General features: G+C 36.0%; 21 protein-coding genes and 1 pseudogene. 6 read left to right on the forward strand and 16 right to left on the reverse strand.

The window, feature by feature from the left end:
• Nucleotides 1–683: 683 nt before the first annotated feature.
• Complete coding sequence (locus AC1VAQ_RS16155; protein WP_479904189.1) at nt 684–1,310, reverse strand: DUF4145 domain-containing protein; 627 nt, start codon at nt 1,308–1,310, stop codon at nt 684–686.
• Between the two features lie 121 nt (nt 1,311–1,431).
• On the reverse strand, nt 1,432–3,555 hold the full coding sequence (locus tag AC1VAQ_RS16160; protein ID WP_302598154.1) for a carbon-nitrogen hydrolase family protein: 2,124 nt from the start codon (nt 3,553–3,555) through the stop codon (nt 1,432–1,434).
• 349 nt (nt 3,556–3,904) lie between these two features.
• Here AC1VAQ_RS16160 and AC1VAQ_RS16165 point away from each other — a divergent pair, with 349 nt between their 5' ends.
• Nucleotides 3,905–4,351 carry a hypothetical protein gene (locus AC1VAQ_RS16165; RefSeq protein WP_479904185.1) on the forward strand — a complete coding sequence of 149 codons (447 nt, stop codon included), beginning with the start codon at nt 3,905–3,907 and terminating at the stop codon, nt 4,349–4,351.
• Nucleotides 4,352–4,692: 341 nt separating this feature from the next.
• On the opposite strand, the gene AC1VAQ_RS16170 is transcribed toward AC1VAQ_RS16165, so the two are convergent.
• From AC1VAQ_RS16170 to AC1VAQ_RS16190, 5 genes are all read right to left on the reverse strand, one after another.
• Nucleotides 4,693–5,856, reverse strand: coding sequence for a stalk domain-containing protein (locus tag AC1VAQ_RS16170; RefSeq protein WP_302598157.1), 1,164 nt, complete (start codon nt 5,854–5,856; stop codon nt 4,693–4,695).
• Between the two features lie 175 nt (nt 5,857–6,031).
• Nucleotides 6,032–6,991, reverse strand: a complete 960-nt coding sequence (locus tag AC1VAQ_RS16175; RefSeq protein ID WP_479904186.1) for an ROK family protein — start codon at nt 6,989–6,991, stop codon at nt 6,032–6,034.
• Between the two features lie 12 nt (nt 6,992–7,003).
• Nucleotides 7,004–7,795, reverse strand: coding sequence for an endonuclease/exonuclease/phosphatase family protein (locus AC1VAQ_RS16180; RefSeq protein ID WP_302598161.1), 792 nt, complete (start codon nt 7,793–7,795; stop codon nt 7,004–7,006).
• A 17-nt stretch (nt 7,796–7,812) separates the two neighbouring features.
• Complete coding sequence (locus tag AC1VAQ_RS16185; RefSeq protein ID WP_302598163.1) at nt 7,813–9,468, reverse strand: PTS transporter subunit IIBC; 1,656 nt, start codon at nt 9,466–9,468, stop codon at nt 7,813–7,815.
• A gap of 233 nt (nt 9,469–9,701) precedes the next feature.
• Nucleotides 9,702–10,427 carry a DUF975 family protein gene (locus tag AC1VAQ_RS16190; protein WP_302598165.1) on the reverse strand — a complete coding sequence of 242 codons (726 nt, stop codon included), beginning with the start codon at nt 10,425–10,427 and terminating at the stop codon, nt 9,702–9,704.
• Between the two features lie 159 nt (nt 10,428–10,586).
• Here AC1VAQ_RS16190 and AC1VAQ_RS16195 point away from each other — a divergent pair, with 159 nt between their 5' ends.
• A complete protein-coding gene (locus AC1VAQ_RS16195) occupies nt 10,587–11,672 on the forward strand; it encodes an ethanolamine utilization protein EutH (RefSeq protein WP_302598166.1) in 1,086 nt (361 codons plus the stop codon).
• Nucleotides 11,673–11,740: 68 nt separating this feature from the next.
• Nucleotides 11,741–12,859 carry a hypothetical protein gene (locus AC1VAQ_RS16200; RefSeq protein WP_302598167.1) on the forward strand — a complete coding sequence of 373 codons (1,119 nt, stop codon included), beginning with the start codon at nt 11,741–11,743 and terminating at the stop codon, nt 12,857–12,859.
• Nucleotides 12,860–13,087: 228 nt separating this feature from the next.
• Here AC1VAQ_RS16200 and AC1VAQ_RS16205 read toward each other — a convergent pair whose 3' ends face one another.
• The 4 genes from AC1VAQ_RS16205 to AC1VAQ_RS16220 are packed head-to-tail and all read right to left on the reverse strand — an operon-like array spanning nt 13,088 to nt 16,431.
• Complete coding sequence (locus AC1VAQ_RS16205) at nt 13,088–14,053, reverse strand: hypothetical protein (protein ID WP_302598168.1); 966 nt, start codon at nt 14,051–14,053, stop codon at nt 13,088–13,090.
• A gap of 2 nt (nt 14,054–14,055) precedes the next feature.
• A complete protein-coding gene (locus AC1VAQ_RS16210; protein WP_302598169.1) occupies nt 14,056–15,150 on the reverse strand; it encodes a hypothetical protein in 1,095 nt (364 codons plus the stop codon).
• Nucleotides 15,150–16,046 carry an ABC transporter ATP-binding protein gene (locus AC1VAQ_RS16215; RefSeq protein WP_302598170.1) on the reverse strand — a complete coding sequence of 299 codons (897 nt, stop codon included), beginning with the start codon at nt 16,044–16,046 and terminating at the stop codon, nt 15,150–15,152. Before AC1VAQ_RS16215 ends, AC1VAQ_RS16210 begins: the two co-directional genes overlap by 1 nt.
• 1 nt (nt 16,047) lies before the next feature.
• Complete coding sequence (locus AC1VAQ_RS16220) at nt 16,048–16,431, reverse strand: GntR family transcriptional regulator (RefSeq protein ID WP_302598171.1); 384 nt, start codon at nt 16,429–16,431, stop codon at nt 16,048–16,050.
• A 177-nt stretch (nt 16,432–16,608) separates the two neighbouring features.
• On the opposite strand from AC1VAQ_RS16220, the pseudogene AC1VAQ_RS16225 reads away from it, so the two are divergent.
• Nucleotides 16,609–16,971 (forward strand): annotated as a pseudogene (locus tag AC1VAQ_RS16225) (glycosyltransferase family 2 protein); the annotation flags it as partial.
• Between the two features lie 57 nt (nt 16,972–17,028).
• Entirely contained in the window at nt 17,029–17,508 is a 480-nt protein-coding gene (locus AC1VAQ_RS16230; protein ID WP_479904190.1) for a hypothetical protein, read from the forward strand.
• Between the two features lie 171 nt (nt 17,509–17,679).
• On the opposite strand, the gene AC1VAQ_RS16235 is transcribed toward AC1VAQ_RS16230, so the two are convergent.
• From AC1VAQ_RS16235 to asrA, 5 genes are all read right to left on the reverse strand, one after another.
• Complete coding sequence (locus tag AC1VAQ_RS16235) at nt 17,680–18,711, reverse strand: ABC transporter permease (protein ID WP_303244132.1); 1,032 nt, start codon at nt 18,709–18,711, stop codon at nt 17,680–17,682.
• Nucleotides 18,708–19,433, reverse strand: a complete 726-nt coding sequence (locus AC1VAQ_RS16240; protein WP_479904187.1) for an ABC transporter ATP-binding protein — start codon at nt 19,431–19,433, stop codon at nt 18,708–18,710. The genes AC1VAQ_RS16235 and AC1VAQ_RS16240 overlap by 4 nt, the downstream gene beginning before the upstream one ends.
• Before the next feature lie 161 nt (nt 19,434–19,594).
• Complete coding sequence (asrC, locus tag AC1VAQ_RS16245) at nt 19,595–20,557, reverse strand: sulfite reductase subunit C (protein WP_302598176.1); 963 nt, start codon at nt 20,555–20,557, stop codon at nt 19,595–19,597.
• Between the two features lie 13 nt (nt 20,558–20,570).
• Nucleotides 20,571–21,365 (reverse strand): anaerobic sulfite reductase subunit AsrB, encoded by a 795-nt coding sequence (asrB, locus tag AC1VAQ_RS16250; protein WP_334306959.1) that lies wholly within the window; start codon nt 21,363–21,365, stop codon nt 20,571–20,573.
• The gene (gene asrA / locus AC1VAQ_RS16255) at nt 21,362–22,372 is read right to left on the reverse strand and encodes an anaerobic sulfite reductase subunit AsrA (RefSeq protein WP_302598178.1); all 1,011 of its coding nucleotides are present in this window, start codon (nt 22,370–22,372) and stop codon (nt 21,362–21,364) included. The genes asrB and asrA overlap by 4 nt, the downstream gene beginning before the upstream one ends.
• 267 nt (nt 22,373–22,639) lie before the next feature.
• On the opposite strand from asrA, the gene AC1VAQ_RS16260 reads away from it, so the two are divergent.
• Nucleotides 22,640–23,332, forward strand: a complete 693-nt coding sequence (locus AC1VAQ_RS16260; protein ID WP_302598179.1) for a Crp/Fnr family transcriptional regulator — start codon at nt 22,640–22,642, stop codon at nt 23,330–23,332.
• Nucleotides 23,333–23,531: the final 199 nt, after the last annotated feature.

The raw sequence follows: 23,531 nt of genomic DNA on the forward strand, positions 1-23,531 counted from the left end.
GGAGAAACCAATTTACCTACATGTATATTTCAAGGTTTTAGTTGGTTTCTCTATATTATTGACATATCCGCAACATTAATATCAAACATTTAAAATATTCACAATATATGAGTCAAATAATTTATATACATGCTTCTATTGCACACCCTGCCATATAACTTGGCAAATTTAATGTTTTCAACAATACTTCATAACTCTACTCATGCAAAAAGGCGTAAATGATACAATCTTCACTGTATCATTTACGCCTTTTCTTTCTCTCAGCCTTCTTACTTTCTCTAATCTTTCTTATTTAAAAATATAGCTTTCATAAGTCATACCTAGACTGCCTCCCAGTAATCCAGGATGCCTTGCTTCAGCTATATTTGTATCTAATCTTGATTTTGAGGAAGCTCGATGGTGGGAGGCCATAACCTTTGATTACTTCATGTTTAGGTACCTGTTATCTTAGGTTATCTCTGAGCTTATTATTTCTTATTATAAGCCTGCATAAGCTACTTTTTACCATTCATGCATCCTCGCAGCCGGCTACCTCCTGCTTCCCCTGTCAAGGTTCCAGCACTTGGTATTGGGATTAAAAAGTAAGCTTTCTGGTTTTATCTTCACTTTATATGCTTCTTATACCCTTATATATGTCACGAAAAATGATTTTCCCTATCACTTAAACAATTTTTTATGCTTCTCTATTTTTTAAGTCTGAATAAGCCTTTAATATTTCCTTCATTTGAGCGTGTACGTCTTAAATTATTTTGTGCTTCTTCATGCTCTTTTTTCAGTTTGGCACTTTCTTTTTCATAAACTTCCTTAATTCGATTAATACGTGCTTCTCTTTCCTTATCCTGTGCTTCACTCATAAGGGCTGGCATTTGAAATGCCAGTTCTGCGCAAGTGACACCTTCCCATGTCTTTACATACCAGATTAAACACTCATGCAAACTCTCCAATATTTCTACAGGCTCTTGTAATGTAATGTCTTCTGTAAAATGCGCATAACTATTTCCCACAATACGCATCTGATTAAACTTTTCATAGATTTCCATAGGAATTTTTCGGCGTAGGCTGCTTAAGTTCCTAGACAGCATATCCTCCTCAATCAGCCCCTTTTTATCCATAATCTGTTTCACTAATTCCTCTACAATTCTTCTAGCATCTATATAAATCTTTTCATTAGTAGGTTTGCGATAACAAATCAGTTCATCATCTTCTAATATCTGATATAAATGCTCTAAACTCGTTTCCTTTAAAAATATAAAATTTTTACTGCTGTATTGATTTATTAATTTTCTTCCATTCTTTAATACTCTCTTTATTTATCGTCATCTTCACCAATATCACTAAAGCCTATCATTCTTATTTACTTTAAAAGCTCCAAGTAAATAAGGCATAGGTTATGTAAATTACATAACTTATGCCTTTTGCACTTCTATATCTTTATTGTTCGCTTTCTTCTGCTGCATAAATAGACTCATAATCTTTCCTATATAATACAGCTAATTCGTCATACATTTTAGAGAATAATCTTGGGTTGAAGTTAGTGATTCTAAATCCTGTGCCTGATAAATCCATCTTGGCAATTTCTAAGCCTTCTGGACTTGTGCCTCTTTCGTCAAACCCTTCTGAAGCTGAGCCTGTGCCATTTAAGTCAATGGCATAACCTGTTGTCTCATCGAAACTTGTATTGCCTTCTGCATCATGATACTTAGTGATAATAAGGCTCGTACTATTAAAAATGCCGCCTGACCACTGTCCTGTTTCTTCATTATAACTCCCATCTGGGCCTAAAAGATTACAAGTAATCGCTGCCATATTATCTCTATCTGTGTAAGAACCTATTCTTGTTTCTCTATACCATGGGTTACCTGTAGTAGCTGTCGGATGGATTAATGTATTGCAGCCTAATGCAGCATAATATCTGCCTAGTTCTGGATAAAAGTGACCATCTCTACATATATCAATGCCAAATTTACCCCATTTCGTTTCAATGATTTTAGGTGTTTCACCTCTTACAGACCAAAGGCTTTCATCGCCTGCACGGTGCATTTTTTGATAAGAATCAATCGTGCCATCTGGATATAAAATAGCGGCTGAATTGTAAACTTTTTCTACGCCATCTTCATACATTGGCTCTTCTTCTTTTTCTGGCATCCCAAATATAATGTACATATTATACTTCTTTGCATATTCTGCAAGACGCTTTGTGGTAACGCCCGGCACGGTTTCAGCTAGTGCCACTTGCATCGGCTTGTCTGTCTCTAAGAGTGAATCTGTAAGTGGATCTTGATATTCATAACCTGTTAGCACGGTTTCAGGAAATACCAAAAACTCTACATTTTGCTTAGCGGCTTCTTCTATATATGTAATCATTTTCTGGACATTGGCTTCTTTATCTCCCCATACGCCAGCCATATTTACGACAGCAGCTATGGGGCCCTCATGTTCTTTATAGCTATAAGATAATGTTTCCCCGTCTTCCATCTTATCCGCTAATGTGTCATACCATTTTGCATAGTATTCTACATTAAAATCTTGATTATTACAGGTGGAACCTGTTGCTGTTTTCACTTCACTGTTATTCGTAAGTAGGCCTTCCACACCGGTTACAATATCATGACTTGTGCCTACTGCAACTTCTTCCTTTGTGGTGCCTGCATAATACTGGGTACCATTAAAGCTACCATTCATAATGACACTACCACCTGGGAAGTTATACGCTTTGGTGCCATCTTCTTCCACTGGGCCATCCGGACCTACAAGGTTGGCGCTTAAAATTGTCAGACCATCACGAGACGCAATGCTTTCCAGTCTATCTTTGTAGTACCACTCCCAACCAATATCATCTGCAACTTTATCTCCATCTATATCTTTATACGACCTAGAGGTGGCTGTAGGGTTAATCAAGATATTACATCCCTTTGCTGCATAATATCTTTCAAGTTCCGGTGTGGCATAAGTGTCATAACAAATGCTAATGCCTAAAAGGCCATATGCTCCTGCATCCACTAATAATGGTGTTTCGCCAGGCTTACACCAGCTGCCTTCTACAGGTGTAATCTTTTGATAAGTTGCTACTTCGCCATCTGGCGAACATACAAAGGCAGAGTTATATGCATGTGTTCTATCCCCCTCAATGGTTTCAGTCCCACCATATATAATCCACATGCCTTTTTCCTTAGCAAGTTTAGCAAAAATCTGTCCCGTTGGGCCATGTTTTGATTCTGCTAATGCAATAGGCATCTTATAAGCTTCTTCTTCCGGATTACTTGAAGCAGCATAGCCTGTCACACACATTTCAGGAAACACAAGGATTTTAACATTTTTTGCAGCTGCTTCTTCTATGTAAGCTTTCATCTTCTCAATATTAGCAGCTTTATCTCCCCAGGTAGGCTTGAAATTTACAACGGCTAATTCATCCTTTTGAAATGTATAAGCTACCTTAGGCTGCTCTAAACGCTCATAGCTTATAATATCCTTTGCAAAATTAGCCGGGCTGCAAAAAACAATCATGGCTGATAAAACATATACAGGTAATGCTTTTAATAATTTCTTTATCCTCATCATATCTCTCCTTTTCATCTCTTAACATTTACAGGCAAGAATAGAGCTTTTCCATCACGCAAAAAAGAGCAATGGATATAAGCTCCATTGCTCTATGTGTAGTATTTTAGCATTTAATTTTTTATATTTCAACTACTTTTTAAAATTTTCTCATCATTATCTTTTATTTCCAAACTGTCTTGAAACCTTATCTTCTTCTTGCCGATACTTATACTGTAATTTAATTTCTAATAAGGAAGTGATTTCATGCAGCTTTATAATCTTTCTACGCACACTTCATCAGCCAATGTAACTCGCAGTGCACAAGCATTCCAGTACAGGCCTAAAACAATGATACTAGCCTCAAGCCATGGAAAACATTAAAACCGCTATGCTCACCAACCTCATGACCTCCATTGAACCCACACAAAAACAAGCCCCAAAAGACCTGGATGAATCCATCTACCAAATCTACACCCGCCTAGCCACTAAATACAATTTATCAACTCTTAATCTCAAACCTACTACCGATGATGAACAAAACCAAAAGTTAGAATTTAAGGAGAACCTTATTATGAATAAAAACAAATTAGATGAACATGTTTCCACTGCTTATGATAATCATTTTTCTTATGAACATTATATAAGACTTGTTAATAAGTATGTAAAAAAGGATTCAAGGCAATTAAACTTCCAAAATAGAGTAATTATTCCTATGTTAGAAAAGCTTTTAATAAATACTGATATAGAAGTAGTTGATACTTCTCCGCATTTAAAAGCTGAAATGATTGCTCATTTATCTGCCATGAACCAATAGATTTAGTTGACACAAATAAAAAGTGGAAAGATTGTGTTGAGAAGGTTGATAAAAGTATTAGTGGACTTTCTGACCTAGAGATAAAAGATGATCCTAAAACATGGGGCGAACTTCAAAGAAAGTTAAAGTCATTTCTCGTACTAAATTGATACTGCTGGCACTCCCTACAAAGCATTTTCAAGCATCCAGTCCGAGCAAAGTGAGCTTTACCTCTTTCTTCCCAGATGTATCATAAAAATAGCTAGACACTTGGGCACTGATGGAGGTACCCTCGGAACAATTTGTTGATAGTGTACCCCAGCAGTGCCCAAGTGTCTAGCGACCCTATTTTTATGCCCCTCTTACCTTACTTTGGCAAAATTTTGAGTATAGTAATACCCATATGTACTTGAACTGCTATACGCAGCGCCCACACCAATATCCCCTGTTTGTTTGAGCATATTTTCTCTATGCCCTGCTGAATTGAGCCACTGGCCATACGCTTCTATCCCAAGCCCCATACCAGCTGCAATATTTTCAGCACAGCTTTTCCAGTTGATGCCGCCATTTGTTAGGCGTTCACTGGCTGATACACCTTGAAGATTTGTGTGGTTAAAATAATTAGCAGTTGCCATATCCTTAGAATGACTACGTGCAATAGTTGCTATCTGCTCATTATAATTTAATGCTTCTACCCCATTATGGGCACGAAAACCATTTGTAAGCGCTACAACCACTCTTTCATTAGCTTTAAGAAAGGCACTGCTTGTACTATTTCCTGTGTTACTTCTTATATTATATCCTAATGCCACAATGTTATGATTGTTCATCTGGTCTTTGATTGCCACAATCTTTTTATCCTCTATTGTAGCTGCTGCATTGTATGTATAGTTTCTAAAAGCAAAGCTCCTTGCATTGGTACAAAAGCCTGTCAGTTCATTATCTAACATATAAAAAATCATTGTCTCGTCTGCATCTTTTGTATAAAAGAGCAAATCATATTCCCCATCAGATAAACTTAAGTCCGGATCACCTAGCGATTTCTTAATCTCCTCTAAATCACTTCCTAAATGAATGGTTTTACCTTTGTAATTAATCCCTTCTCCTAAGTAGACACTTTGTGACTGACTGACCCAATCTACCTTCACATCTAAGCTTTCTGCAATATAACGTAGTGGCACATAAGTTGCACCATTTTCAACAATTGCTGGCGCCGCAAGTTGAACAATTGTTTGAATCGCCCCTTCTTGCTTGTGCGCCACCTTTTCATTAATCGTTAAGGTGTTTATGGTCTCTCCCTTTATAACAGTTACCTGCTTATTCTTACTATCCCAATGCGTTGTTGCACCTAATAGACTACTGACTGCCTTAAGCGGTACTAATGTACTGCCATTTCGCATAATAGGTACTACTTCTTTAGCTACTGTCCCATTTAAATACACATTTGGGCTATTGTCTGCCGCCTGTACACTGCTTGCTAACAGGCTCATCATTCCTGCAAATAAAATCGGTTTTATATTTTTCATATTGCCTCCTCCTTTTACCTACTCTCCTTTACCTTAGCATGTTTTACTGTATTTTTCCATAAACACCAAAACACGCTATCTAATCTTTCATACTTTATACATTTAAAACATTTATTTTTCAAAGCAAAAAGGCTTACATGTAATTTTTACCATGTAAGCCTTTTTAATCTAATCCTTATGCATTACTCTTTCCTAATAAAGCTGCACCAATGATTCCTGCGTCATTACCTAATGTAGCTGCCTTAATCTGTGTTTTTAAATTGAGTCCTCCATACATCTGCTGTGAAATGTATTTCGTAATAGGCGCTACAATATACTCGCCTTGTCCGCTGATTCCTCCGCCTAACACAAGCATTTCTGGTTCTAATATATTGATAAGATTCGCTGCGCCGTGGGCAATAAGTTTATAATATCCATCCAATACTTCTAAGGCTACTGCATCCCCATTATGAGCTGCTTCAAATATAACCTTGCCGTTAATATTTTCGATTGCCTTATTTTCTGCGTATTCTAGCATTAAGCTTTGTGGATTTTCCTTAGCCGCCTCTTTGGCATATCTTACTAAAGCAGTTGCTGAAGCATATTGTTCATAACAACCTTTTCTCCCGCATCCACAGCTTTCTGTTTCATGGAAGTTAATCACTTGATGTCCGATTTCCCCTGCACCGCAGAAGGCACCTCTATAAATCTTTCCATCTAAAACAATACCGCCGCCAACGCCAGTTCCAAAAGTAATCATAAGTGCTGACTGAGCACCTTTTGCCACACCTGCCATCACTTCTCCTAAAGCTGCACAGTTGGCATCATTTTCAATATATACCTCAAAATCCATGTACTTCTTAAAAATCTCCCTTACAGGTACATTTTCAAAATTCAAGTTACTAGAAGATAAAACTTTCCCACTTTGAACTTCTACAAGTCCTGGGCATCCAATCCCGACACTATGTACCTCTGTTTCATTGATATGGGCAGCTGCCATTAAGTCTTTACAAAGTCCTGCCATATCTTTAATGATTTCCTCTGCCTGACGCTGATTTTGCGTAGGAATGCTTAATTCATGGGTAATCTCATAAGCTTCATTTACTAGACCTGCTTTAATCGTTGTTCCGCCTAAATCTATACCAATATAATACATCTTCATATCTCCTTATAATGCTAATGCTACTTCTATCCCATAATGGTCTGAAATAACAGGTTTATTTTTACCATTAAAAATCACTTTTGAAGAGACAACAGGGACTCTCTGTGTTGTAAAAATATAATCTAACCGTAAATCGCTTACATTCTCTGCCCAACCATCTATTTTCCCTTTAACTGTATTGCCTTCATCTTTTTCCTGTGCCATTTCATAAGTATCTAGCCAGCCTAATGTTTTAATATAGTCATAGCCTTTACCTTCTAAATGGGCATTATTATTAAAGTCGCCTAATAAAAAACTGCGTCTATTTGTAGATAAACGACTATTTAAATAGTCTAACTGCATTTTTGCTGGTTCATCTTCATCTTCCCACCAGCCTAGATGACAGCTATAAAAATCAATATATTCTCCCTTATAATTAACAGTTGCCCTCACAATACGTCTAGCTTTCCAGTTTAAAGTATCATGTGTCTGACTCACAAAGAAGCTTTCCTTCTCTACAATAGGATGTTTAGAAAGAAGGCATAAGCCTTCTTCATAAACTTGAAATCCTATATGTGAAAAGTCCCACACTGCCTCATAATCACATGCACCTAAATTGTGAAGTGCTTCTTGTAGCACGACTACATAATTATCTTTTTTGAGTTGCCCTTTAAACTGTTTGCCTAACATATGCTGACTTACTTCCTGAAGGGCAATCACATCATATTCATTTTCGTAAATTGCTTTGGCTAAATCATTGATTTTATCTAGTTGATTAGCTTCCTGCCAAGAATGACAGTTTAAAGTTAATAATTTCATATCTTGCTCCTCTAACCTTATGCACCAAGTGCATCTTGAATATGTGATTTAAGAACATCTGCTTTTGGTCCATAAATCGCTTGTACACCTTTATCTTTTAAGATAAGACCAAGTGCACCATTTTGTTTCCAAGCTTCTTGTGTGCCTACTTTATCTGTATTTTTTACTGTAACACGTAATCTTGTCATACAAGCATCTACATCTACAATATTTTCTCTACCACCTAAAAGCTTAATAATTTCTTCTACTTGTTCGTTGCCAGATGCTTTAGCTGCACTTGTATCTGCTTCATTTTCTTCATCAATATAGTTGCCTTTACGTCCTGGTGTTGCAATACCTAATTTTTTGATTAAGAAGTTAAACACACCGAAGTTAAGACCAAAGAATGCAACACATGTTAAAATGAAGTTAATAATATCTGTACCAAGTCCTGCACTTAACATCATTGGTACTCTTGTTACAAATTCAATAAATCCAAAAGCATGTACTCTAAGACTTAAAACATCTGCTAGCGCGAAACCGATTCCAGTAATTACTGCATAAACTACATATAAAACTGGTGAAACAAACATAAACATGAATTCAATTGGTTCAGATACACCTGTTAAGAATACTGCAAGTGCTGCTGATAAGAAGATTGTTTTGTATTTTGCTTTTCTTTCTGGTTCTACATTTTTGTACATTGCAAATGCAATACCGATAAGTGAAGCTGTTGAAAGTATAACTTGTCCTACTTTAAAACGTGCTGGTGTAACTGTTGTTAAAAGTTCATTATAAGCTGCCATATCTCCAGCTGCTTTTAAGTTGTTAAGGTCTGTAATCCAAGCAAGCCATAATGGATCTTGTCCTGCTACAACTTGTCCTGCTGCTGAACCTGTAAGCATGGTGTAAACGCCACCTAATTCTGTATAGTTCATAGGAACAGTTAACATATGATGAAGTCCAAATGGTAATAAAAGTCTTTCTAAGCAACCAAAAACAAATGGTGCAAGTACTGGTGCTGTGTCTTGTGAAGTTGCAATCCACATCCCAAAGCTATTTAATCCACTTTGAATAAATGGCCATACAATAGATACGATAACGGCTGTCACAGTTGAGCCTAAAATAACTACGAATGGTACAAAACGTTTCCCATTAAAGAATGCTAATGCTGATGGTAATTTATCAAAGTTGTAATATTTGTTATAAAGTACTGCGCCTAAGAAACCTGAAATAATTCCTACGAATACACCCATATTTAATGCTGGTGAACCTAAAATAGAAGTGAAGTAGTCACCTACTGCCATCGGTGCACCTAATAAACTATTTACTGTTGCTGTGCCTTCTGCAAGCATATCTGAAGATACCCCAAAAATAGCACCAGTAATACGGTTAATAAGTATAAATGAAAGAAGTGCTGCAAATGCACCACCGGCACGATCTTTAGCCCAAGACCCACCAATTGCTACTGCAAATAAGATATGTAGGTTCCCAATAATCGCCCATCCAATGTCTTCCATAACACGGGCAATGACTTGAACAAAGCTTACATCAACATACATCCCTAATAATTTTGCAATAGAGATCATAATCCCTGCTGCTGGCATAACAGCAATTACTACTAAAAGAGCCTTTCCAAACTTTTGCCAAAAGTCAAAAGAAAAGAGTTTTGATTTTTTTGTCGCTTTTGTCATCTTTCTTCACTCCTAAAATTAATTTGTCTTGATTTCAAAATTAACATTTTATGAAACCGCTTGCATAGTTGGGCAAAAAAATTTAGAATTATTTTTTTCCCTTTTGTTTTCTTGCTTGTTTGTAATTTTATATTAGCATAAGAAAACAATTTGTGCAACCGTTTTCATTATTTTTTTATAAAAATAGCACTACATTTAAAAACATGTAGTGCTATTTTTAACCATTTTTACTATTATTCTGCTTGTAAATTCAATTCTTCATAGGAACAAATTCCTTTTTCAAGTGCCTGCTCTCTTAATTTCAAATAAAGTTCGCCATTGGTTGAATAATCATAAGGCTTTACAAAAAGCACGCCTACTCCCAAAGCAATCGTTCCTAACAAGTACCATCCTATAAAAGATAAATCTAATACAAAAATATCAAATTTCTGGTTCATCGTCATGGCATTACTTAATTCCACAGCACGTTTATAACCAATATTAGGGTTATCAGCTAATATGTAAGGTACCATACGATAAGCATATCCTTTGATAATGCCCGGAATAATTAAAAGCAATGTCCATAAGAATGTAAGTACATCGCGATAAAGCATACTTTTAAAGACATCCCAATAATCATTGCGATTAAAGGATGAACCTAAATAGCTCATATTAGATTCACCTTGTGCTGCTTTAATGAAGAATCTTCTGCCACCTACTTCTATCATATAACCTACAAATAGACGGATGCATAAAATAACTAAGCCAATTATTGTTGCTATAAGAAACGTACCTACTAAAAAGTGTGCGTCTACATCTCCATAATAATGGGTATTTTGTTGTGCCCCACGTGCACTACTTCCACCGCCTCCCCCTTCTGTCCCAATCAAACAAACAACTAAAGCTACAGCGAAAGCTTGCCAATAATTCTTGCTTAAAACAGCTTTTGCCCTTGTTTTAAGCTCTTCTCTTGTCCACATAATCTATTCCCCCTTTTTTTTACTCTCCACATTATATTTCGTATACTTGTCCTATATACCTTATAATTGTCAGAATGATTGTCAGACTTATTTATTTTTGTTAAAATTAAGGCTAATGATTTATGATTTACTAGTTTATTACTGGAGGTTATTCTTACTATGTCACTTAATGATATACTCATGTTTATTATGGCAATTGGTGTTTTAATTGGTGCCCTGGATTGTATGTTAGGCAATAAGTTTGGGCTGGGTGAAAAATTTGAAGAAGGTTTCATGTGTCTGGGGCCTACTGCGCTAAGTATGGTTGGCATTATCTGTTTAGCCCCTTTGCTTGCAGAGCTTTTAAAGCCTCTTATCGTGCCACTTTTTCATTTATTAGGTGCTGATCCTGCCATGTTTGCTAGCATCTTAGCCATTGATATGGGCGGCTATCCGTTGGCGCTCTCTTTAGCTGAAAATCCTGAGGTGGGGCTTTTTTCAGGGCTTATTGTTTCTACAATGTTAGGTGCAACTATTGTTTTTACTATTCCTGTAGGCCTTAACCTCATTCCTGAGAAGGATCATCCTTATTTTGCAAAAGGTTTGCTTATGGGGCTTATTCCTATTCCTGTAGGTGCTATTATTGGTGGACTCTTAATGAAGCTTCCACTTACAGTCATTTTAATGAACTGCATTCCTATTATTTTAATTGCCAGTTTACTCATGCTAGGTCTTATTTTTAAGCAAAAGCAGATGGTCAAGGGATTTAACATCTTTGGCAAGGGTATTAAAATGATTACGACCTTAGGACTTGCTCTTGCTGCCTTTACATATCTTACTGGCATTGAAATCATTCCTAATATGCCAACTATTATGAGCTGTATGGAAACAGTCTCTAGTATTTGTATTGTTTTATTAGGTAGCTTACCGCTGATGACGCTCCTCTTAAATATTTTAAGAAAGCCTTTTGAAAAACTTGGCCAAGCCTTAGGCTTAAATGCTGCTTCTATTGGTGGCATACTCTTTTCATGTATCAGCGTCTTGCCTGTATTTAAACTCTTTGAAGAAATGAACCCACGCGGCAAAGTGGTGAGTACCGCCTTCTTCGTCAGTAGCATTGCTGTTTTTGCTGCCCATTTAGGGTATGCAGCAGATGTCGCACCACATCTATTACCTGCTATGATTGTAGCTAAATTAAGTAGCGGTTTACTTGCTATTTTACTTGCACTTTTTATGACAAGAAAGACTGAAACTTCCCCTACTTAAATAAATACATCTTTAAATAAATACATCTTTAAATAAATACATGACTTTTCCTGAAAGGAGGAATACATATGGCCTTGTCCATTGATGCTTTAAAATCTGAACAAATACTTTATGCTGAAAATATTGTCAGCTTAAGAAGTGCTATTGCCCATAAATATCCTGAGGCTTCCTCTAAGGAGCAAGCGGATTTACTTGCAAAAGCTATGAAACGCATCTTATATACTAATCTTTCCTCCTTTGAGGAGAGCCTTAAAACTTCCTTGGTACATGACCTTCTAAGAACTGCCCTGCAAAAGCAGGACTTTTCTATTAATGCCCATGATGTCATCTCATCTTATACCGCACTTACAAAATGCGGTGCAGATGATTTAACACCTTTAACACCTTTAACACTATGGCTCAGTGAAACCACAGGGAAATTAATTTCTTCAGAAGAAATCACCTCTATCTTATTCCCCCATGCCCTATGTTCTAATGATGAAACGCTTCCCTTAACCTCACCACCTCCTCTAGAGGTCTCACCTTCTGAAACTTGTTTAGAGTCTTTAGAGGAAGAAGCCGAGTCACCCTCCTGTTCAAATGCTACTAGCGTGTCCTACAAAAAAATGATTTTCACCGTAAGTACACTCTGCATTGCAGCTTCTACCATACTGCTTATTACAAGCCTAAAGCCTGTACCTCAAGAAATAACTCCGCCTGTGTCACCTGCCGTTACAGAGGCGCCGCTTACATTTCTTATTCCTGAAGCAGACTATTTAATGCCTCATCTGCAATATAAAGAGATTAATCAAACAGCCCTTAAAGAATGGCTCTTAGGGCGTCATTCTCTTTTGGCACAGGAGCCTTACTTCAGCACGATTATAGATGCTGCTATGCAATATAATATTAATCCGCTCTTAATGTTCGCTATTACAGGTCAAGAACAAGGTTTTGTACCTCAGACCAATAAGCATGCGCTCAAAATTGCTAATAACCCCTTTAATGTATACGGTAGCTGGGAAGACTTTAATACGGATATTGAAGATACATCCCTTATTGCTGCCCGTACCATTATCAACTTAAGTAAGGGGTGTCCACCTGATGCAGACCCTATCAAATGGCTCAATCAAAAATATGCGGAAGACCCTAACTGGCACAAAGGCGTTACTGCCATTTTCAATCAGCTCGAAGAAACTGCTGGGCAATAAAATTTCCTCTCCTCTATCAAAAAGGAGTAGCTACTTATATCATTGTAGCTGCTCCTTTTTTAACACATATATTCTTTTCTTAGCTTTTGTATTTCTTCTCTTTTGTATTTCTTCTCTTTTGTATTTCTTCTATCGTAAAAGGATTAATTGCGCTTAATCTTCATATCCTATTTACTCTATTAACACGCACATATCTCTCCAAATACTCTCACTAAATACATGCTTCTTTTACTCAACGATAATCTCAATAAGCTTTTCTTGGTAAATTGTACCATCATGTTTCTTAATCGTACATTTTAAATCACCACTTTTAAGCACCTTACCTTCAGATTCTCCTTGAAGAATTTGACTTACTTCATCTTGAATAGCTGCATTTAAACTTTCTTCTCCACCTAAATAAGTAATGACTTTTTCTAAAGGTGCAAATTCTTCCTTGTAAATACCGTTGTTTGCATAAGTATTGATGACCATACGTGTTTTAGTCAGTTCATTATTGGCATTTCTAAAGAACTGATAGTAACTTGTACTATTATATAGCATTGCCCCATAAGTTCTAATCATAAAACTTGGTGTGCCTATTTCAATAACATTCTCCTCAGCTCCCTGTGAAAAAGCCTTTAATAAAAAGCCATCTGTTTTAAATTGATTGATAAAGTCTTGGTCGACTTCTTGTTTTAAAATAAAAGGCTCATGCATTATATATAAACCAAGTTTTCCTTCATCCTTTATGAAAATTATACTATAGTCACCTAATGTCTTAGTCATCATCTTTCTTGATGCTTCTATAATCTTCACCTGGGCATCTTCATCTTCTTCTAGCTGCTTCGCTGCTTCAAATGCTTCATAAATGTCGTCACCTGTATGACGTGCAATATATTGAATCGCCTTTTCCCCAGCTTCACTCTCAACGTCTTGTATCCATATATAGCTTCTATCTTCCCCTACATACGTACTTTTATTGATATCATCATAAGTACTATCATTAATCCATATCTCTGTGCCACCACTGTACATACGTAAAACATCAATTTCACTCATTAAATTTTTCCAGTCTTCTAAGGCATAGGCAATATGCTCCTTGTTGGCTCCTTGCACCACAATCTCCTTTGAAAGACTTTCTGTATTCACGCACCCTGTAAACATTGTAAGTGAGCAGCTTATACAAAGGCCTAGTAATAATCCTTTCTTTTTCATTGCTACACCTCCTTCTTTCTTTGCATCCCAATACAGGCAATCTTCATCGCAATCAATCCACCTAAAATTAAACCAACTGCTAAGAATGGATATAAAATAATCTTTGAATAACCAAATACAATTTGATTTAATACAATACGTCCAATATCACGTACTAAGCATGCACTACATACGGCTACACCCGCTATGAAAACATAACGTGTCACCTTTCCTGGCATAAATATATCTGCATTTTCAATGCGCTGTTTTTTAATCTGCATCATAATGACCAAACTACAAATTACAATCAGTGCTAAGTAAATAAGAAGTACCATACTGCCATCTTCTGTCACTATATAACGGATGTTATCCCATCCATTAGCACCTGCAATTTCAATGTCACTCCACTCTGTATAATCAATATAAACTTTATAAAGCCAATCCCCTATCTTTGTCATTGCACTTGTATAAGCTACATCATACATATTACTTATATAGAGATAAATAGGGGCTGCTGCTGATAATACCGCTACAATTAAACTGCCAATATTATGGCTCATTAAATATTCACACATCACAAAGACGAGATAAATCACTATCATCCTTACATATGTAATCCCCATAAAGCTTAAATATACTCCAGGACGATTTAAATAAGTTGAAATTTCTTCAAATGCTGTTACCCTTAATATTTCACTAAACATATTCATGGCATAACTTCTTACCATTAAAAACATAAGGACATAAATGATAAAAGGAATGGTAAAACTTAAAATCCCTAAACCGATTTTCACAGCCCCTCTTTGGCCATTTGTATAAGGCAGTGCTTTTATAAAACGGCTAATTTCTATACTTTTATCTTTTCTAAACTGCAAATAGACAAGAACAAACATGCCTACGCCATAACCTAGAAGTAACATAAGCGTCATTGGATAAATATTATTGGCTATATGCCACTCGTCAAAACCAGCAATCCCTCTTGCTAAATAATATTTCCAGCTCGTATTTATATTTCCCACCATGGCAATCATAACTGTAACATTTAAGAGTAAAAAGTAGAGGCTCATGACTAAAGCTGGTGTACGTTCTATTTTAATAAGTGCCTTTAGATTTTTCATTAAGCGTTTCTCCTTTCTTCTTGTTGCTTTGCTTTAGCTGTGTAAATAAAGACTTCTTCAAGATTTAAGCCTATTGGTTCAATAAGGCTTGCACCCATATCTTTCAGCTTACTCACAAGGTTTTCGCTATATTCTTTAGTTACAATGTAATACACACTTCCAATATGATCGACTGAAAGTATCCCTTCAAGAAGACTTAACCCTTCTGGTACTTTGCCATTAAATACAACTTGTAATTTACGCACTTTATTCTTAAGTTCTTCTACAGAAGATTGGTAAACAACTTTCCCCTCATAAATCATCGTCATCTCATCACAGATACGTTCAAGCTCTGCTAAGTGATGTGATGAAATCACTACGGTCATTCCTGTCTCATCTACTATTTCAATAAGCAAATCAAGTACATCTTTTTTAGCAAGCGCGTCAAGTCCCGATGTAGGCTCATCCAATACAAGTATCTTAGGATTTGTAGCTAAGTTGAGCATAATTGATAAACGCATTTGCATCCCTTTTGAAAGATTCTTTACCTTTGTATTTAATTTTAAGCCGAAGATTTCATTATACTTGTGAAACTTAGCTTCTTCAAAGTTTGGATAAATCTCTTTAAAAAGTGCCACCATCTTTTTCACTGTATATTGTGGAAAGAATTGGTTGCGGTCAGCCACATATGCCATTTGCTTTTTCACTTCATTATTTTCATAAATAGGTCTTTCTTCTATTAAAATTTCCCCTTCTGTAGGCTCATAGATTCCTACAAGACACTGAATCAGTGTACTTTTGCCTGCACCATTTTCACCAATAATGCCATAAATCGTTCCTGGTTTAATATGTATGGATACATCGTCTAAAACTTTGTGACTACCGAAGCTTTTACTAACATGATTAATCTGTATCATTTTATCCCTCCTTGGTGAGTTCATCATAAATGCGACTCACTTCTCCTAAAACATCTTCTTTACTTAATCCCATGTAGTGCATGGCTAAACAGCTACTTTTAAGCTCCTTGCGAATTGTCATAAGCTGGCCTTCATTGATTGTTTTCTCTGGAAGCTGTGCAATAAATGTCCCTCTACCACGAATTGTTTCAATAATATGCTGTCTTTCTAATTCACCATAAGCCTTCATAACAGTATTTGCATTAATTGTAAGCATTCCCGCTAGCTGTCTTACAGAAGGTACTTGATCACCAGGCTTTAAAACCCCTTTTAAAACCTGCTCCTTCATGTGGTCAATAATCTGTTCATATAAAGCTCTAGGGTCTCTTGGGTCAATACTAAACATCTGCTTCACCTCCTTAAGCTTTTTATCATTTTATCAAAGTGTGATAAGTGTACTACATCACCTAGTACACATCATACACTCCTTATTTAGACTTGTCAATATGCCTCTGAATTTTCTAATATGTCCTCACTTTATTTTATACTGTGACATATTATATCGTAGAAGCATATAAGGACAGTGATTGCATTGAACCCCAGCCCTTTAATCACTATTGGCATCCCTACTTACAACAGAGCGGCTACTCTGGCTAAAAACTTAGAAATAATATACACGCAAATAGGAAATGACCCCGATTTCGAAGTACTTATCATCAATAATGATTCTCCTGACCAAACTGAGTCAGTGGTTATGGCTTTTAAAAACAAATATACCAACCTCACATATCTTCGCAATGACTCTAATATTGGTGCAGATTTTAATATCTATAAAGTGATAGAAAAATCCTCCGGCAAATATTGTTTACTTCATGGCGATGATGATTACTTTTCAAATAATAGCTTACAGTCTATTAAATCTATCATTCAGAGTCATTTGCAATGCGCCATTTTTTTCATAAATTGTATCAAGTCCAGTGATAGTGTTGTTCTTAAACAAGGCATGAACGAATTTTTAGCCACTGCTACACATGGTGTCACAGGTATGTCTGCACTTATTTTAGAGAAGTCTTATTTCAATAAAATTAAGGAACCCCAAAAATTTTTAACTACAGCTATTAATCATATGTATCTTGTCTATAGCATCCTTGAACTCAACCCTTGGTTTGTCGTTATTAATAGGCCCTATCTTGTTTCTGCCCAAGCACCTGGCCAGTCTTATAACTGGGGTAAATTTATGATTAAAGATTACTTAGATATCCTCTATTATTTTGGGCAACGTGGACTTAACTCCAAATATATCCAGCAAGAAAAGTTACGACTTCTCAACGATGTCCTCTATTGGTATAAACGCCTTCAAGAGCCTGGTTGGAATATAGATATCAGTCAAACCATGAAGTATTTTAAGGATTACTACAAACATGAGCCTTACTTCCGTGACTACTATGCACGCCTAATTGCCATTAACCCTAAATACAATTAACCTTTACTTTTTTCCTCTAATAACAAAAATATAGCTAGACACTGAGGCACTACGCGTGCTACCTTCAGCACAATCTGTTGATACGCTTATCAAGCTTAAAGTATCACAGATTATAGAAGATGTAGACGCATAGTGCCCCAATGCCTAGCTAATCTATTTTATAACATTTTTTTATTTCATATCTTTCTTGCAAAAAACATAAAAAGTGATTGCACCAAATAATGTACAATATGCCACAACAATAATGCCTGCCAACATAGGCCCCACATTAGCTGCCACATTATTTTGGAAGAAATTCTCAACACTTGGCATCACGCTCCCAAACTCTAAGAACTTTCTAAAATCCCAGCTTAAAAACGGCGTATACTGCCATATATCATCATAACTTGCTGCAAAGAGCGAAAGTGGCATTAAAATACCTAATGTTAAAGCTGTAATAATCGTTGCAAGTGCTGATGACTTAGAAAGTGCTGCAATCATAAAAGCAATGAACACCATCACAATAATTTCTACAATTTTAAAGCATACAACAAGCAATGAATAAACACCTGTTGCCATAGCATATGGGCCACTAGCGCCATATAATACAACGCTGCTGCCTGCTCCTTTGAATCCATAAACAATCATCCCTGATAAAATACCTAATACAATGATGATACCTAAGCTTAATGCCGCATACATAAATGTTGCCATATACTTGGCTGTTAAAATCTTCTTACGCTTATATGGTAAAAGAAGCATTGGCGTTAATGTACGCTGACTATATTCACCTGCTAAGCAAAATGCGCCTACAATTCCTGCAAACAATGTAACGATAAGGCTTACCAATTTAAACATATTATCACTAAAGAAATACCACATATCCTTGTAAATACCACGTACAAGATTATGTTCAATCTTATATTCTGCAATAGCAATACGTCGGCGGATTGCTTCTTTTTGAATTGGTGTATAATAAGGGTCTTCTTCATAAGATTGGGCTTGTGTAAGTAGGAATTTCTCTCGCTCAATCATCATATTATTCATTTCATCTGGTGCCTGTGGATTACTTTCTGTATACGCTATATCTTCTCTATAAGCTATAAATTCTGAAGCTGTAATCCCTATCATAATCACCACTAAAATCCCTAATAAAATCTTTGCAAGCGGTAACTTCATCAGTTTATAAAATTCCCATTTGGCTAAATGCATGTAGTCTCTCATAAAATATTACCTCCGCCAGTTTTTTCAATAAATAAGTCTTCTAAGGTCTCTTGGTCCTTGATATTTTCCATATCTTCTACCGCTCTTATAGTCCCATCACAAATAATGGTCACACTATCACATAAAAGCTGCATCTCTGATAAAATATGGCTTGAAATTAAAATACTGCAACCTTTTTCATGAGCATACTGTTTCAAAAAATCTCGCAAAGCACGAATGCTGGCTGGGTCCAATCCATTTGTAGGTTCATCCAAAATAAGCAAGCTTGGCTCACTGAGTAACGCTACCGCAAGCCCAAGTCGCTGCTTCATTCCTAATGAATAATCCTTCACCTTCTGTTCTAATTTATTCTCAAGACCAGAAAGTTTAATAATTTCTTGTACCTTTTGTGCATCATTATTTCTATATAAAGCTGCAAATAATTTGATGTTCTCTTTACCTGTCATATATTCATATAAATGAGGTGTCTCTACTACCGCCCCTATATTTTTAATGGCACGCTCAAAGTCCTTTTGCACATTAATGCCGCAGATATTCACTTCACCTTCATCTGGCTTCATAAGTCCTGTAATCATGCGAATTACAGTCGTCTTTCCTGCGCCATTAGGCCCTAAGAAACCCATAATTTCACCACGTCGTACATTAAAGGTTACATCATTTACAGCTGTATGCTTTTTAAAACGTTTTGTAAGTCCTCTAACCTCTAAAACAACATCTGTCATTTTGTCACACTCCTTCACTTTAAAACTATTTATTAATATACAAAAGAAGTGCTGTGAAACTATTTAACTAGTTTCACAGCACTTCCTTATACTTTCAAAGTCACTGATTAACTTTTCTTTTACCGCTACGTGTTTGAAATAGCGTTAGGCACGCTGCTTTCTTAATAGTGGAGTCCGCTCCAATATACATTTTCTTTAATTACAGCATCTTCATCTAGCTCTACGCCTTCAAGTGCCCATTTTTTGAATTCCATAAATCCTGTACGGTCTACGATATATCCGATATGCTCTTTTCCACCTGGCGCATCTTTTGCGATATATTCTGTTACGTATTTATATGTGTTTGTAATGATTTTTACGATAGAATCTTCATCAGCCCATACAATCCAGTCTTCTGCAAGTCTAGGATTTTTCTTACCTGTACGTCCCATGATTGCAAGACGATAGTATTTTTTCTCACTTCTAGTCCATGCACCTGTTGGACATGCGTTAATACATACACCACATCCTACACATTTTTCTGCATTTCTTTCTACACGGTAGTTTTTAGCAGATAAGCAGTCTACTGAGCGAGATTTACATCCTTTTACACAAGCTCCACAAGAAACGCATCTTGCAGGGTCATATTGAGGTTTTGTCATCCCAATGATTCCGAAGTCATGCATTCTTGCTTTAATACAGTCATTTTGACATCCTGTTAAAGCAATTTTAAAGTGAAGGTCATTTGGGAAAATAGCTTTTTCAATACGTTTTGCAAAGTTTGTTGTATTGTAGTTTGCAAATGGACAGACTTTGTTTCCGATACAAGCCGATACGTTACGTGTTCCAGCTGCTGTGTATCCTTTACCTGGTACTTCTTGATTGATATCGAGCTCAGCAATAATTGGTTGTAACAATTCATTTACTTTATCAACATCTTCCATTTTAATTCCAAGAATTTCGAAACCTTGTCTTGTTGTGATATGCACTTGCCCATTACCGTATTTCTCAGCAATTTCTTGTACTTTTCCTAAGAGATCAGCTGTAATAAGTCCACCTGGTACTCTAACACGTGAAGCTGTGATACCTCTTACTTTTGTTACCCTGAAGGCATTCTTTTTAAGTTTCTTTGTATTAATATCCATCACTTACCACCTCTTAGTCTCTTAATAATTTTCCTTTTGTATAATTAAATACTGGACCATCTAAACAGATGTATGTGTCATCAATTTTACAGTGACCACATTTACCGATTCCACAGCACATTTTACGTTCTTGTGAAATCCAAATATTTTCTTCTTTGATACCACGTTTTAAGAATTCTTGTACTGTGAATTTCATCATAATTGGTGGGCCTACTACTACAACTTGTACATCACTTAAATCTTTAATCTCAAGGTCTGGGATATATTTTGTAACAAGTCCTGTTGGTCCCTCATAACCTTCTGGTGCATTATCAACAGATACAATCATGTTCATATTGTTTTCCCAAGCTTTAAGGTCATCTTTGAATAAAATATCTTCTGGGCTTTTGAAACCAGCAATTAAAGTAAATCCTTTTGCATCTTCTGGATGATTTCCAAAGTGCTGTACAATCCCTCTTACTGGAGAAAGACCTGTTCCACCTGCTACAACTACAACTTCATGTCCTTTGTAGTTTTCAAGGTCAAAACCATTTCCGTAAGGTCCTCTTAAAAAGAGCTTGTCACCTACATATTTTTCAAAAATCTCATTTGTTACTTTCCCAACCTTACGAATTGTAAGGTCAACTGTATTTTCACCGATACCACTTACAGAGATTGGTGCTTCACCATATTTAGGAAGAGAAACCTCGAAGAATTGACCAGGTTTTACATCTCCTTCAAAATGCATACGGAAAGTATATTCAATTTCAGTGTGTTTAATAACCTCTTTAATTTCTGATAAGAAAGGAATATATTCGTTTTTCATTATTTGTTTACCTCCTCCATAGCATCCGCTAATTTATTAATACAGTTTGAGAATGAAATGTATTCAGGACAAATATCATCACAGCGTCCACATCCTACACACATGTGGTAACCAAAACGTTTTTTGTAGTCATGTACTTTGTGCATCACTTTGAAACGCATACGTTGCCCTTTGTCCCCTCTAAAGCTATGACCACCTGCCATATCTGTGTAACCATTTACTTGGCAAGAAGCCCATACACGGCGACGTTCACCTGTTTTTTTGCGGTCAGAACCTTCATAGAATACGTCTTGCATTGTGAAGCATGTACATGTTGGACAGACGAAGTTGCATCTCCCACAAGCGATACAACGTTCATTGTATTCATTCCACATTGTACTATCCATTACGTCTAATGAAAGGTTTTCTGGAATATTGACATGTGTTTTATTTTCTTTTACGAATTCTGGTTCTACTTTTGTTTCAGTTGCTTCTTCAAGACGCATCATAAGTTCAGGCATTTCCCCTGCAAGATAAACCATATCGCCATCTACTTTAATATAGGCATCGTAGTTAGATGCTGTATTTGTACCCATATCTACACAGAAACAGCTCTCGAAACTTTTTGTGCAGCCCATTAAAATGAACTTAGTTTTTTCACGAATTCTTTTATAGTAGAAATCTTCAAATCCATTATTAAGATAAATATCATCCATACGCTTTACAGCATGAAGATCACAGCTGCGAAGGAAAATAATTGCGCCTTTTTTAGGACCATCTGCTTCTTTTACTTCGTCTTCTGTAAAATAGAAGAGTGTATCTGAGATTGGTGTTAAAATTTCTTTATATGAAAATTCTGATTTTGCCTCAAATTCAATTTCCTCTACACTTGTAATTTCACCATAACGTACGCGGTCAGTATCTGAATATGTTCCTTGACCTTTAAATACTTTAGGTGCATAAATACTATAAGTTTGTGATAACTCACTTAAAGCTTTATTAAAATTGTTCACATCTATTTTATAGCCCATTGTTTACACTCCGTTCGTTAGTTAATTAATTAACACTTTTTTCATCAAATCAATACGTGTTGCTTTTGAACTTAGTATATTATGTAGGCTACATTCCTTCCGTGATAAAACTCACGCTACCTATTTTTTCATATTTTTTTATATTACTCACATACTAATGCTATATTAAAAAAAGCTGTTAGTATTTCGTTCAAAATTTAATCATTATATGTTCATGCACTTATTTTATGCTAAATACTTAACAATTCCATTTTTAGGAGGTTATATATGGACAATAGCTTAATGCCCATTCTAAGTGAAATTCCACTTTTTAAAAATGTCGCACCTCAAACATTAACAGCCCTTGCCGAAAAAGGACTGATTGATCAGTTTCCTGCTGGGCATCATGTTTTTTATGATAAAGATAAAGTTCACTGTTTTTACATTTTACTTTCCGGTACAGCTAGCCTCTATAAAACAAATAGTAATGGCCAAAATAAAATTATTTTTATTGAAGACAATGGTACCCTTTTAAATGAAGTTATTTTTGAAGACCTACCTGCTTCTATTAATTGTCAGACACTTTCCCCATGTAAAATGTTAATCTTCTATAAGAACGACTTCATTGAACTGATGAAAAAGGATTTCATACTCACTCAAAATGTTATGAATGCTTTAACAAAGCGCGTTAGACGCCTCTACCGTCAGCTCAAGAATGCTACTTCTATCATTAAAATAGAGAAAAAAATAGCTGCTAAATTATGGAAGCTCGGCAAGGATTACGGTGTGCCTTGTGAAAAAGGAATTAAAATTAATTTTTCAATTACTGTCACTTCACTGGCAGACCTTTTAGGTTCTTATAGAGAAACTGTTTCTAGAGCCCTTAAGTTACTCATCCAAAAAGAACTTATTATCTATGAAAATAAACAAATTATCATCCCTAATCCAGATGCACTCTCTAAATTCTTCAAAACTCTGTGATATTCATCACAGAGTTCAGGCTGTAGACAATTAACTTTTCCATAGTATTTTACTAGTCTAGAAATAGAAAACAGAGGTAAAAATGGACCTAAACTGCTCTTTTTACCCCTATTTTAATAGATTTTCTTGAATAATCCTCACTTAATTTGTGAGTTTATTTTGGGAAAATTCATTTGTCAACAATCTGAACTCTGTGATA

This window comes from Cellulosilyticum sp. (assembly GCF_982396655.1).